Origin of the sequence: Chryseobacterium lathyri, from assembly GCF_003290185.1 — a bacterium.
Lineage (GTDB): Bacteria > Bacteroidota > Bacteroidia > Flavobacteriales > Weeksellaceae > Chryseobacterium > Chryseobacterium lathyri.
In genome coordinates, this window is the sequence record NZ_QNFY01000005.1 from 176013 (window position 1) to 189839 (window position 13827).

Annotated in this window: 12 protein-coding genes; 10 read left to right on the plus strand and 2 right to left on the minus strand. The window is 36.6% G+C overall.

Annotated features, from left to right (window positions below; translation table 11 throughout):
- Window positions 1-50: 50 nt before the first annotated feature.
- Complete coding sequence (locus DRF61_RS08425) at window positions 51-1937, minus strand: hypothetical protein (protein ID WP_146896875.1); 1887 nt, start codon at window positions 1935-1937, stop codon at window positions 51-53.
- Window positions 1938-2166: 229 nt separating this feature from the next.
- Window positions 2167-3768 (minus strand): hypothetical protein, encoded by a 1602-nt coding sequence (locus tag DRF61_RS08430; RefSeq protein WP_111955956.1) that lies wholly within the window; start codon window positions 3766-3768, stop codon window positions 2167-2169.
- A gap of 384 nt (window positions 3769-4152) precedes the next feature.
- On the opposite strand from DRF61_RS08430, the gene DRF61_RS08435 reads away from it, so the two are divergent.
- The 10 genes from DRF61_RS08435 (at window position 4153) to DRF61_RS08480 (ending at window position 13809) form a co-directional block, all read left to right on the plus strand.
- Entirely contained in the window at window positions 4153-4992 is an 840-nt protein-coding gene (locus DRF61_RS08435; protein ID WP_111955958.1) for an energy transducer TonB, read from the plus strand.
- A gap of 167 nt (window positions 4993-5159) precedes the next feature.
- Entirely contained in the window at window positions 5160-5933 is a 774-nt protein-coding gene (locus DRF61_RS08440) for a ParA family protein (protein WP_111955960.1), read from the plus strand.
- Between the two features lie 71 nt (window positions 5934-6004).
- The gene (locus tag DRF61_RS08445; protein ID WP_111955962.1) at window positions 6005-6895 is read left to right on the plus strand and encodes a ParB/RepB/Spo0J family partition protein; all 891 of its coding nucleotides are present in this window, start codon (window positions 6005-6007) and stop codon (window positions 6893-6895) included.
- Window positions 6896-7552, plus strand: coding sequence for a DUF5683 domain-containing protein (locus DRF61_RS08450; protein ID WP_111955964.1), 657 nt, complete (start codon window positions 6896-6898; stop codon window positions 7550-7552).
- A 71-nt stretch (window positions 7553-7623) separates the two neighbouring features.
- Window positions 7624-8325 carry a 4-hydroxy-tetrahydrodipicolinate reductase gene (dapB, locus tag DRF61_RS08455; RefSeq protein WP_111955966.1) on the plus strand — a complete coding sequence of 234 codons (702 nt, stop codon included), beginning with the start codon at window positions 7624-7626 and terminating at the stop codon, window positions 8323-8325.
- A 131-nt stretch (window positions 8326-8456) separates the two neighbouring features.
- Window positions 8457-10124 carry a signal peptidase I gene (gene lepB / locus DRF61_RS08460; protein ID WP_111955968.1) on the plus strand — a complete coding sequence of 556 codons (1668 nt, stop codon included), beginning with the start codon at window positions 8457-8459 and terminating at the stop codon, window positions 10122-10124.
- Window positions 10124-10798 (plus strand): signal peptidase I, encoded by a 675-nt coding sequence (gene lepB, locus DRF61_RS08465; protein ID WP_157963371.1) that lies wholly within the window; start codon window positions 10124-10126, stop codon window positions 10796-10798. Before lepB (DRF61_RS08460) ends, lepB (DRF61_RS08465) begins: the two co-directional genes overlap by 1 nt.
- A 5-nt stretch (window positions 10799-10803) precedes the next feature.
- Complete coding sequence (locus DRF61_RS08470; protein WP_111955972.1) at window positions 10804-11418, plus strand: WbqC family protein; 615 nt, start codon at window positions 10804-10806, stop codon at window positions 11416-11418.
- A 91-nt stretch (window positions 11419-11509) separates the two neighbouring features.
- On the plus strand, window positions 11510-13192 hold the full coding sequence (locus DRF61_RS08475) for a S8 family serine peptidase (RefSeq protein WP_111956231.1): 1683 nt from the start codon (window positions 11510-11512) through the stop codon (window positions 13190-13192).
- Between the two features lie 125 nt (window positions 13193-13317).
- Window positions 13318-13809, plus strand: coding sequence for a lipocalin family protein (locus DRF61_RS08480; RefSeq protein ID WP_111955974.1), 492 nt, complete (start codon window positions 13318-13320; stop codon window positions 13807-13809).
- The last annotated feature ends 18 nt before the right edge of the window (window positions 13810-13827 follow it).

Genomic DNA, 13827 nt, shown 5'->3' on the forward strand with positions numbered 1-13827 from the left:
AAAGTCTGATATCTTGATTCTTGATTCTTGGCTCTTTCCTCTTTTCTCAATTACTGATTAACCGGTATCTGCGGCATCCTCTCACAGATCATTCCAATCAGGAAAAAGGATTTAAATTTTACTTCCTCCCGTTGAAGCTTATATTCAAGGCTAAGAGGCATCGAGCTGGTAACACTGAAATTCTGATTCAAAACTGCATAATCATCAATTCTTAGCTCAATGCTGTATTCCCCAAGAGAAATCAGTTGATTGATCATGCCTGCTTCATTGCTTTCGATCTCAAAAATCCTATTGTTATTAGTGCCTTTAATAGAAATAGCACATTTATAGATAGGTTCATTATTGACCTTATCAGAGATCCGGAACTGTACAAGAGCATCTATAGGTGGTGGCGGAACAGGGATAGGAATTGGTGTTGGGGCCGGGGTTGGAGTAGGAATAGTCGGGAACTTCGGACCCCATGATCCCCATGGAGTTTTAATTGGGTTGGTAGGCTGAGGTGTGGGCTGTACCGGGCTGGCTCCGTGCGGAGCCGGGTTGAGAGGGCTTAAATTCTTAATGTTATTCAGGATATTTCCCATATTGGTTTTTCCTGCAAATGCTGGATTGGCCATCATTTTTATGTTTTCTACCGGTTCCGGATCTAGGGCTGTTCTGGCAGAAAAATTATTAATGACGTTTACTTTTTGCGCTTCAACAATAGCTGTTTTCTTAGCCAGATAATTAAGCTGATCAGATTTGATGGTTTTCACGTTGGTGATTGCTTTCAGGAACTTCTGGTTATTGGTTTTATTGATGAAAACCTGCTGTTTCATTACCATAGGCCCGAAATAAACCAGCTGTTCCGCATTGCTTACACTGGTGCTGATAATAGACGGATCAAGGATCACTTTCAGGTTTTTAATCAAGATCATGGTTTTTGGAAATGCCGGAAGCTTGAAATCATTGGAAATCGTCTGCCCGTCTGATATTTTTTTAGGCTCCTTCCATTCAAAATAATTGGAAAGCATAAAATTTTTATTGAACCAGTTTCTTTTTAAATGCACAAAAGAATAATCCATTTCCACGGCCTGGATCATGCTTTCGTCATAATCTATAGATAAAATCTCAGAAGGAATGTTTTCATTGCTGTTTTTTGCCTCGGAGTGAAGTCCTTCAAGTTCGGATTTTTCAATACGCATGCTGTTCCAGCCCGATTCATTTTCCATAAAATCATACGGGATAAAATTAATGTCGTGAATTGAGGAATTGCTGATCACATCAGTTTTTTCTGCGGCCTCAAAAGTATGTTTTGCATTTTGCGCCATAGCAAGATAAAGATCAGCATCAGAAGATCTGTTGATCCTTGCCAGTTCCTTTTCAATATGATCTTTGTTGCCTTTTACTTTCCATTCAGAAAAAGCCAGTTCTTTCAGGTTGTTTAAGTTGACAAGCCGGTCATTCCAGTTTCTTTTTTCCTCATCAGTTTCCAGCCCGTCAAACAGCAACAGATGATCGGTTACTTTATTGACGGCGTCTTCATAAAGTACTCTGTATTTTTTATAAGCTTTAAACTCTTTGGTGTCGCTGTTTTTTGCATCAAAAAGAAGGGTGCTTTTGTTTTCAAGGACCTTATCGAGATTTTCTTCCAGGTTTTTCAGGTTGTTTTTATCCAGGATGTCCCTGTAAATATCAAACAAAGAATTATTGGGGTTAAGATCCCAAAAATTGGGTGAGATCGGCACAGAGTTCAGTTCATACGCTACATTTTGTTTTTTAATGATCGAAAGCGCTTTTTTCTGTTCATCATTCAGCAGGCTTTGTGGTTTCAGAAGTTCCAGTTCCTCATTGTCATAAATGCGCAGAGAAGGGCAGATCATAGGCAGATCATTTTCCATCGAGCTTTGTGACATGTAAATGTTCTTAAGTTTCTGGTAAACAGCTACAAAATATTTCATGGTTATCGTTTTTAGTTTAGGTGAATAACCGGCAGAAAAATTTCTGCCGGCCATTCTATTGAGAAGGATATATTATGGTGTAAGATGGGAAGAGGGAAGAAGGGAGGCTGGAAGTTAGTAGGGTACATACATCTTTTAATAATTCTCAAAAAAATTAATTAAAACTATACTGTGACTGCATCTTGGTACTCAATAACTTCCTTCTTCCGGCTTCAGACTTCCTTTCTGCTTATGATTTTCCGTCCGCCCATTTTTTGATCTCAGGATTCGGATTTGGAGACTTCGGTACGATGTGGCATTTGTAACCGATAATGTAAATTCCTTTTGAGGTCAGTTTTTTACCATCCCAGTCATAGCTGGATTTTACATTCTGATTGTCGTAGCTATAGTTTCCGCCAATTACGAAAGGTCCTATTCCTACAGCACCTCCTGCAGATATGGAATTTTTGGCATCAGTATAAGCAGAGCTGCTGTCTTTGAAATCCAGGGAAACATCTTTGGCGATAATCAATTCCGTGATGATGGATGGCATTAGCCCTTTTCCATTTCCATCGCTGATCATATCCCCATTTAATGTCTGTGGAGACTGCTCGTGAAGTTTCCAGTATTTGGATTCTATGAACTGCTGATTGAACCAGCCTCTTTCTACTTTTACCTTTCCGATTTTAAAAGAGATATTCATACTGGAATAATCAGAGTTGATCTGCGTTTTTTCATTTTTTCCTCCTCCTTTTGCTCCAATGGAAAATAATCCCATGCTGAAACCTCCTGCAGCTCCCCAGTTATGAATCGATTTAGAATAATCGTAATTGCTTTTCCCTTGTGAAATAGAGATTTCAGGCCATCCTTTTGATTCTCTCAAGGCATTGGCTGCTACCGGAATACATGGAGAGTAATTTGTATAATCTAAAATTCTTGTTCTCTGGCTGTTCCTGAATTCTGCCTGTATTCTCTTCTTGATCACAAGCATATGCTTTTCCTCAATCTCACTCAGGTAATTTTGAATTCTTTCTACAGCCTCTTTGTAACCTAAAGATTGCCAGGCCTTCAAGGCGGCATCTTCACGCTTTTTCATGTTTTTTCCGTCAATGGATATTTTGGCCATTGCGTCGGTATCCCCATTGTCAGCAGCAATTCTGATTTCGTTATTGGCATCCACAATATCATAATATTTTATCTGATACTCTACATATTTTGCATAAGTAGGCGCTACAAATGTATGGATCAGTTCAGGCTTGTTCAGGTCATCTATCGGTGCGTTCTTATCAAAATCAGGATTCTTCACCTTTTTTATTTTGAATAATTTGTCTCTCAGAGAACCTAGTTTTTTCTCTACTTTCTGATCAAAATCTGTGTCCACTACTACAGACCACTGCAAAAGATCCTCATATACTTTGGAAACTCTTTTTTCAGAATCAGTCATAATGGTAATGGCTCTTCCTTTTCCATCTTCAGTAAGCGGTGGTAAATGAGAAGGTACTGAATCTACCATTGCGGCAAATTGTTCCATCTGCAGATACTTTTTGAATTTGCTGTTAGATAAGGCGGTCTGGTAAGCTTCCATATCTATTTTTGGATTCCCGTTGGCATCCAGGATAGGTTTTCCTGTTCCGTCCAGCATTGGTTTGGGTGAGGGAGCATCTCCGAAAAGACCGTTTAGTGCATAATCAAAAGTATCTTCCGAAAGTGTAATCCCTACCGGATCAAAGGCAATAAAATCATCTGTTCCCAAATGTTCTGGATTTCCTCCGTTGGTTACTGTGTCGTAGACCTGCTTTAAAAGCATGCTCATTAATGAATTTGTTTTTGCGTCTTGAGTTAAAGTTGGCATAATTATAAGTTTTTTAAAAATTGCTTACTCTTTTTGGTTTTCAGCATCCCCGATTTTCTATGGTACAAATGTATTTCAGTATTGCAATTGATTCATCAGTGTTTTTCCTGTTTTTTAATGTGGTTTTCACTGTTTTTAATTTTATGATATGTATTTTGTAAATAATGACTGGTTTTTTACGAATAATAAAATGAATTGAGGTTGAATTTTGAGTATTTTTGATTGATTGGAATGTTAAATTTTGCATATTGTTATAATGTTTTTTAAAATATTGATGTTTTGATAAAAAATTGGCAAATGTTTTGATATCGAAACAATACTTATCGATAAGAACACTAAAACTAATAATCACTGATTTTTTAACAGTTTAAATATTTAATAGTGATGAAACACCAAAACCAAAACCAGGAATTTCGTTTTAACGAGGTTCTTTTCGAGCACCGCAACAAAGAATATGGTGCCTATGTATTAAGAAATGAATCAGATAGATTATTAACCAAAGCGCTTTTTGTGGGCGTGAGTTTATTGGCTGCTATTTCCATAACACCGCTTGTGATTTCGGCATTTAGAAGCGAGCCATCTGTACATGTACCTAAGGATGGACCTCCGGTAGTTATCAAATTAAAAAAAGTAGATCCGATAGAGAAACCTCCTGTAGAAATTGTAAAACCGGTTCAGCCTGTTACACCTCCACATACGAAGCAGTTTGATAGTTCTGTTCCAACACCTATCAAGGATGCAATAGAACCGATTAAACAAACCAAGCCTCAGGATGCAGCTCCGGGTTTAGCAGATGACTTCAAAGGGGATCCGGTAAAACCTGACAGATATCTTCCACCGGCTCCGGTGATAGTAAGTGGACCGGTTACTACTGCTCCAACAACACCGACTGTTGATAAAAGTAAAATTGTCAGTGGAGGAGATTTGGCTGTAGAAGCTGCTTATGAAGGAGGAATTAACTCTTTCAGGAATAAAGTAATGAATAATTTTGACGGTTCGGTTTTTGACGGCGCAGATGGAGTGATGAAAACCACAATTACTTTCGTAGTTGAAATTGATGGAACAATTTCTGGAATAAAAGCAAATGGAACAAATGCAGAATTTAATAATGAAGCAATCAGAACCATTAAATATATTAAAGGAAAATGGAAACCGGGCTTAAACAAGCAAGGTGAAGCTGTAAGAAGTTATTTCAAATTTCCAATTACCATGAACTTCGAATAATTGACATAAAAACAAATCTTAAAATAGTTATCCACAAAGAATTTTTTTTGTGGATAATTTTTTTAATTGTTAAAGCGTTTATTAACAATACTTTAACTCAATTTTGAATTTCTCCATTCATACAGAGCAAAGAAAAAAGTGTATTTTTGAATCCTAAAGTTCTAATAATGGCAAAAATCATAGGTATCGCTAATCAAAAAGGAGGAGTAGGAAAAACTACAACAGCTGTAAATCTGGCGGCAGCATTAGGGGTATTGGAAAAAAGAATATTGATCATTGATGCTGATCCACAGGCTAATGCAACCTCTGGGCTTGGTGTGGAAGATGTTCAGTACTCTACATATAATCTATTGGAGCACAGTGCAGATACAAGAACCTGTATCAAAAGAACTGCCTCTCCCAATCTGGATATCATCCCATCACATATTGACCTGGTAGCAGCTGAAATTGAGCTCGTGGATAAAGAAAACCGGGAGTATATGCTTAAAAAAGCATTGGCAGAAGTGAGAGATGATTATGATTATATCATTATAGACTGTGCACCGAGTTTAGGGCTTATTACAGTTAATGCCCTTACTGCGGCAGATTCTGTAATCATTCCGATCCAGTGCGAATATTTTGCATTGGAAGGATTGGGTAAGCTTTTGAATACCATTAAAAATGTACAGAAGATCCACAATAAAGATCTTGGTATTGAAGGACTTCTTCTCACCATGTACGACAGCAGATTAAGATTATCTAACCAAGTTGTTGAAGAAGTGAATTCACATTTTCCTGACATGGTTTTTGAAACCATCATCAGCAGAAACGTAAGATTGAGTGAAGCGCCGAGCTTTGGAGAAAGTATTCTGAATTACGATGCAGAAAGTAAAGGGGCTATACAATACATTCAGCTGGCAGAAGAAGTTCTGCTGAAGAATGAAAATTTAGTGAAAAATTAATTTAATAATAAATGGACCCTATAAGTGAATGAGGACCATCACTTATCAATCATCATTTATAGATTATATATATGAAGGACAAAAAAAGAGCTATGGGACGTGGTTTGGGCGCCATTTTGAGCGCTGAATCCAAAGCAAGTATCAACTCCGCGACCGATGAAGGAGCAGATAAGTTTGTAGGGAATATCGTAGAGGTCGCCCTTGAGGATATTTATCCGAATCCGACCCAACCGAGAACTTATTTTGACGAAAAAGCATTAAACGAACTTGCCCTGTCGATTAAAAACTTAGGGGTAATCCAGCCGGTTACCTTAAGAAAAGACGGTGAAAAATTCGAAATCATATCAGGGGAAAGACGTTACCGCGCCAGTAAAATTGCCGGGCTTCCGACAATTCCTGCTTATATCCGTTTGGTAAACGATCAGGAGCTTTTGGAAATGGCTCTTGTTGAAAATATCCAGAGAGAAGATCTTGATGCCATTGAGATTGCTTTAACCTATCAGAGACTTTTGGATGAGATTGGCCTTACCCAGGAAAATCTTAGCCAGAGAGTAGGGAAGGACAGAAGTACCATTACCAATTCCATCAGACTTCTAAGATTGAATCCTGATATTCAGAATGCAATCAGAAGTGGAGAAATCTCTGCAGGGCACGGAAGAGCCATCATCAGTCTTGAAAGTGAAGAACATCAGCAAATTTTATTTGATCTGATCATTAAAGAAAAACTCAATGTACGTCAGGCTGAGCAGGCTGCTACCGCATTGAAGAACCCTAAATCACCGGCAGCAAAAAAAGTCAATACTGAACTCTCCAACAATTATAAAAGAGCACAGAAGACCATCGCCGATATTTTAGACGTAAAAGTAGAAATCAAAACCTCCGGCAACGGAAAAAAAGGTAAAATTCTTCTGGACTTCAAAAATGAAGAAGAACTGGAATATATTTTATCCCATATTAAATAAATGAAGAAATTATTTTTCACATTCTTTTTGGGCATTTTTGCTTTCGCTTATTCGCAGGTAGCTCCCAGCGACACAGTCCGTGTAGGGCCTCTTCCGAAAGACAGTGTAGTTGTTACTAAAACTGTGAAACCCGCAAAAACAGTAAAATCAGAAGCTAAGATCATTGAAGATCTTGAAAATGCAAATGGGCCTACAAAGAAAACCATTAAGCTGAATCCTACAAGAGCCGGGCTGTATTCTGCCGTTCTTCCGGGATTAGGACAGTATTATAATAAAAAATACATCAAAATCCCTATTGTCTGGGGAGCCGTAGGAGCCGGAATCGGATATACAATCTGGAGTAATAACCAGTACAAAAAGTACAGAGAATATTATGTGGCAAAACTTAACGGAACACCTAATGAATTTGTAGACAGTCATCCTTGGCTGGATAAAAAAGCTTTCGGAAACGCTCAGGACAGATACAAAAGACAAAGAGATTACGCTATAGCCATTACAGGTCTTATCTACATCCTGAACATTGTAGATGCCGTGGTGGATGCGCATCTTTACGAGAGCCGCCATGATCCGGATCTGAGCTTCAATCCTACGGTAATTCAGGATCAGTACGGATTTTCAAACCCAAAAACAGGCTTAAGTTTAAGCTATAGATTTTAAATTTAAATTTTAAATAAAGCTCATCAGGACTGTATAAAGTTCCTTGAGACCATAATAAAATAAGATATCACATGAGAATAGCATTAGTTGGATACGGTAAAATGGGGAAGATCATTGATGAGATTGCACAGAAGAGAGGTCATGAAATAGTGGCCCGCCTTAAAGAAACTCCAACAGCTGAAATTCTTAATAATCCTGACGTTGCCATCGAATTTTCATTGCCGGAAGCAGCTTATGAGAACATCAAAGCCTGTCTTGAAAATAAAGTACCCGTGATCTGCGGTACTACAGGCTGGCTGGAGAAAAAAGAAGAAATTGAAAAAATTGCTGTAGACAACGATAGTGCATTCTTATACGGTTCTAATTTTAGCTTGGGTGTGAATTTATTTTTTGCCCTCAACGAAAAAGTAGCCGATATCATGAAAAATGTGGATGAATACTCCTGCCAGCTGGAAGAAATTCACCATGTCCACAAAAAAGATGCTCCCAGCGGAACCGCAATTTCCATTGCTGAAGGAATTATCAAAAATAATCCTAAATTTAATGCCTGGAAATTGGAAGAAACCCAAGGACAAGAACTGGGAATCTTTGCCATCCGTGAAGATGAGGTTCCCGGTACCCACAGCGTTTATTATAAAAGTGAAGTTGATGAAATTGAAATAAAACATACAGCCTTCAACAGAAACGGGTTCGCACTCGGAGCTGTAGTCGCTGCAGAATGGATTAAAGACAAAAAAGGAAACTTCACCATGAAAGACGTTTTAGGACTTTAATTTGTAACAAATTCTTTAAATTGCATACCAATAAAAAAATGATGAATAGTAAATTAAAAATAGCAGAACGCTGTAATCATTTATTACTCATCATTTATCATTTATATACTTAGAATAGGCACAAAAAAACTATGAATTATTTTTTAACTTATACAGTATACGTTCTCATTTTGTCTGTACTGATGGGGATTTCCACTTGGAAACTGTTCAAAAAAATGGGGTATAGCCCATTATTGGCATTTATACCTTTCTATAATTACTTCATTATATTAAAAGAAACAAAACACCCGAAATGGTGGGCTATCCTGTCCTATCTTCCGATAGTGGGACCTATTATGATGTCTGTTTTCCATATTTATTTAATGAAAAAATTTGGGAAAACCCTTTTTCAGCATCAATTGCTTACAGTGATCCTGCCATTTATCTATATGGCAACGGTAAACTATTCTAAAGATATAGAAATAGAAGATGAAAATGCCAACGATCTGTTCATGACAGACGAAGAGAAAAATGCAAAGAAGAAAGATACTTTCCTAGGATCTATTACTTTTGCAGTTGTTTTTGCAACCATTATTCACGTTTTTGTAACCCAGCCGTTCGGAATTCCTACAGGATCTATGGAAAGAACACTTCTGGTAGGTGATTTCCTTTTCGTGAACAAATGGAGCTATGGATACAGAATGCCGATGCGCCCTGTAGCCATACCATTCCTTCAGGGAACCATTATGGATACAGGACAGAAAGGAAATCCAAAAGATGATCCCAAATCCTACGTAGAAGCAATAAAATTGCCTTATGGGAGAATTTTTCAATTTAATAAACCGCAGAAAAATGATATCGTTGTTTTCAATTATCCTCGTGATTCTGTGCATGTCTCTTTAGACAGGGCGGATCCATATGTAAAAAGATGTGTGGCTGTAGCTGGTGATATTTTTGAAGTGAGAAATGGTAAACTGTTTGTAAATGGTAAACCTGAAACTGTTCTTGGAGATCAAAAAGTGCAACATAGGTACACTGTGAAAACTAGTGATCTATTGGATATGAATAGTCTTAATGCAAAATATGGATATTTTTGGCTTGATGAAATTGATAGGGATAATCATTTACAGTATTTAAAGATAAATAATGGATATATTTATTCATTTCAGGGATTAGATAAAGAAAGATATAATATTATTAAATCTCTTCCTGAAGTTACAGAGATAAAAGAAGATATATTAGCAAAAGATATTAGTGGGATTTCATACAAGGATGATAATAAAACAAAGATTGATACTACTAATTCTATTTTTCCTATAAATAGCGGATGGAATCAAGATCAGTATGGCCCAATCAGAATACCTAAGAAAGGGGATGTAATTACCATAAATGATAAAACGCTTCCGGAATTCCAATGGATTATTAAAAATTATGAACATAATTCTTTAGAGAAAAGAAATGGAAAAATTTTTATTAATGGAAACGAAACTAATCAATATGTTCTTAAACAAGATTACTATATGATGGTAGGAGATAACAGGGATGCTTCACTCGATGCAAGATTCTTTGGTTTCGTTCCGGAAGAAAACATAGTAGGTAAACCGATGTTTACTTGGATGAGTGTACAGGGATTATTTGAAGATAAAAATGTAGAATACAAAGCGCCATATAAAGTTCGTTGGGAGAGAATGTTCAAAGCAACCAATACAGGTGAAGCCAACAAAACATCTTACTGGTGGATCGCTGCAATGATTCTTATCCTTTTCTTCGGATGGGAATATTTTGTGAAATTGTTCAGAAAGAAAAACACAGAAGAATAGTGTTTAAAAATAAAATATTTAATACAATACTTCTTACAGGAAGTGTCATTGTAACTCTTTTCATTATTGCAAAACTCACAGGAGTTTTGCAATATGCTTTTGTACCCGAAGCTGGAAGTGAACCAACGGTTAAAAAAAGATCATTTGTTGTGATCACTAATATCCTCCCTTATGATAAAAATAAACTACTGGTCTATTATCAGAACAATACCTATGGCAAAGGAATGTATATACAACGACTGGTAGGAGTATACAAAGATAAGATTCAGATTAAGAATGGAGAATTGTATGTTAATGATATTTCAGTAGATACTCATTTAAACCTGAAGCATTCCTATAAAATAGATCGGGCTTTTGTGAATGAATTAATGATGAAGGGATTTTCAGAAAATGACTTTTTCCCATTTGATCAAAATCATTTCATTACCAATTTAAGCGATAACGAGCTTGATAATAATTTTTTTTATGAAAGATTTATCAATACTGGCTCGGACCGTGATATTTTCAAAGTATATGGTAAAGACTGGAGTGCTGATAATTTTGGTCCCATTGTTATTCCAAAGGGAAAGGTTTTTTTTCTTGGCGATAATCGGAATGCCAGCTTAGATTCTCGATATACAGGATTGATTAATGAAGAAGAAATAAAAGGAAGAGTTATTTATCCAAAAAATTAAAAATTATGCAGAATGTATTATTGCCGGTATTTTATATGCCACCGATTTCATGGTTTTCAGTGTTTTTAAATCCTGAGAACAAGATTATATTTGAACAGTTTGAAAATTTCCCTAAACAGACCTATAGAAACAGAACCAATATCTATGGGGCAAACGGAAAGCTCTCTCTAATAATTCCTATCAATCATAACGGAAAAAGAGAATTTAAAGATATTGAAATCTCTTACAGGGAAGACTGGAGAAATCTGCATTGGAAATCCATTAAGACAGCCTACCAAAGCTCTCCTTATTTTGAATATTATGAAGATAAATTCAGGAAAATATATGAACTGAAAGAGAAATTCCTCATCGATTTCAACCTTAAAGGATTAGAAGTCATACAGCAGATTCTTAAAACAGAAAAGGCACAGTCTTTGAATGAAGAATATATCAAAAATCCTGAAAGCATTAATTTTAGAGAGAAATTTTCGGCTAAACATCCTTCAGAATTTCAAATGGACGAATATTACCAGACCTTCTCTGATAAGCTGGGATTTTTGGAAGATTTATCAGTTCTGGATCTTATTTGTAACAAAGGCCCTGAATCTCTGACTTATATAAAAAATATTAAACAATTATAATAACATGAAATCGCCGCTAACAAAATTCTATGAAAATAAAACAATGAAAATGGCGATTGCATATGACTTAAGAAAAAATAATTATCAACATATGAAAAAGGTATTATTAGCTGCTGTTTTTCTGGCAGGCTTTAGTTTCTCATATGCTCAGGAAGCACAGGCTAAGAGCATTGACCCGAAAGAGGATAAAGATCTGATGACTTGGTATCATAAAGATTTTTCTGCAACAAAAGTATATGGAGTAAATACGGCAAACGCATATAAATATTTAGAATCCAAAGGTCTTAAGCCTAAAACTGTTGTTGTAGGAGTTTTAGACAGTGGTGTTCAGGTTGACCATCCGGGCCTTGTAAAAAATGTATGGTCTAATCCTAATGAAGTTCCCGGAAACGGAAAAGATGATGACGGAAACGGATATATTGATGACATACACGGCTGGAATTTTATCGGCGGTAAAAATGGTGACATCGATATAGACAATATGGAAGTAACAAGAGTTGTTGCTAAATATAAACCTGTTTTCGAAAGTGATGATTCTGCAAAAAACAAAGCGAACCAGGCAAAAATGCCCGAAGAGTTTGCTATGTATATGAAGTCTAAAGAGCTGTTCAGCAAAAAAAGCATAGAAGCAAAACAAAACCTGCAGACCTACACTATGATCAACAGTATTATTCCAAACATGGTAAAATTGTTGGGAGGTAAGCCTGTTACTGCAGAAACTTTACAGGGAATTAAACCTCCTACCGATCAGAAAGATGCTATTGCTCTTAATGTTTTAGGTCAGGTTTCTCAAAGCCCTGAATTCAAAGGAAAATCTTCTGCAGAGTTCGAAAAACTAATGAAAGAGCAGATGAAGGAAGCTATCGATCATTTTACTCCACAATCGAAACAATATGATCTGAGCTATGACCCAAGAAAAGAAATCGTTGGAGATAATTACGACGATTATTCTGAGAAAAACTATGGGAATAATGACTATGAGGGACCAGATGCGGAACACGGAACACATGTGGCGGGAATTATTGCCGGCCTTCCTCAAGGAAAAGAAATACAGTATGGTGTAGCCTCCAAAGTAGCTAAGATCATGTCTGTAAGAACCGTTCCAAACGGAGACGAAAGAGATAAAGACGTTGCAAACGCTATCAGATATGCAGTAGATAACGGAGCAAAAGTGTTAAACATGAGTTTCGGAAAACCGGTGTCTCCAGGTAAAAATGTAGTGTGGGATGCCTTCAAATATGCTGAAGACAAGGGTGTTCTTTTAGTAAAAGCAGCGGGTAATGAAAACGAAGATGTAGCCGAACACCTTGCTTTCCCTACCAATTTTAAAAATGTTGCAGATGAAAAACCGTTTGTGAATAACGTGCTGGTTGTGGGAGCAAGTACCAACAGAAATAACGAACTTAGAGCAGATTTCTCTAACTACAATAAGAAAATGGTAAATGTTTTCGCACCGGGGGAAGAAATTTATTCTACAGTTCCTAAAAACGAATACAAATATCTTCAGGGAACTTCTATGGCATCCCCGGTAGTAGCCGGAGCTGCAGCAGTACTACTTGCTTATATGCCTAATCTGAAGCCATACCAGATAATTGAAGCATTGGTAAAAAGCAGTAATCCTAATGCGGATAACAAATTTCCTGAATATTCTCAGGCCGGAGGTGTTATAGATCTTCAAAAGGCCGCAGAATATGCCTATACCAATTTCTACAACGGAAAATCTTCAAGCAGCAATAAGCCTACGAAATCCGTAAAAAAGGCTGTTAAAAAATAGTATATCTTCCTGTATATAAGGAGAAAACATTTAAAGTCCGAAAATTTCGGACTTTTTTTATTTTTATCTTTCAATTTGGCACGGTTTTTTGTAACTTTATAAATAACAAAATAATAAACAACAAAATGAAAAAGTTACTACTTGCAGGGATGATTGGAACATCACTTTTTGCAGTGTCTTGTTCCTCAGTGAAAAAAGCAGAAACATCACAAAACCAGAGAGTCGAATACTTAAAATTAAAAGGCGACTGGCAGATTGTTAGCGTGGACTATGAAAAAGGGTTTAAAATCAAGCCTTTTGACGAAGGTGCAGATGCCCAGTGTTTTGTAGGAAGTCATTGGAGATTAATTCCCAATAACTACACCGGTGCCTATACTTTAAACGGAGGTGGAGCTTGTCCAAGCCTTACACGTCCAATTAAATTTGAAGTAAAAGACGGCAATACTTTCTTGTTTAAAAAAATCGCTGAGGGAACTAAAGCTAAAGAAAATACTGTAGGATACTCTTTAACGATTACTAACCAGTCTACAGATCAGTTTTCACTTGTACAAAGCGTTCCGTTTGATGGAAGCACAGTACAGGTTGTTTACAACTTCCAGAGAACAGGAATGAAATAATTATCAATATAAAAGATT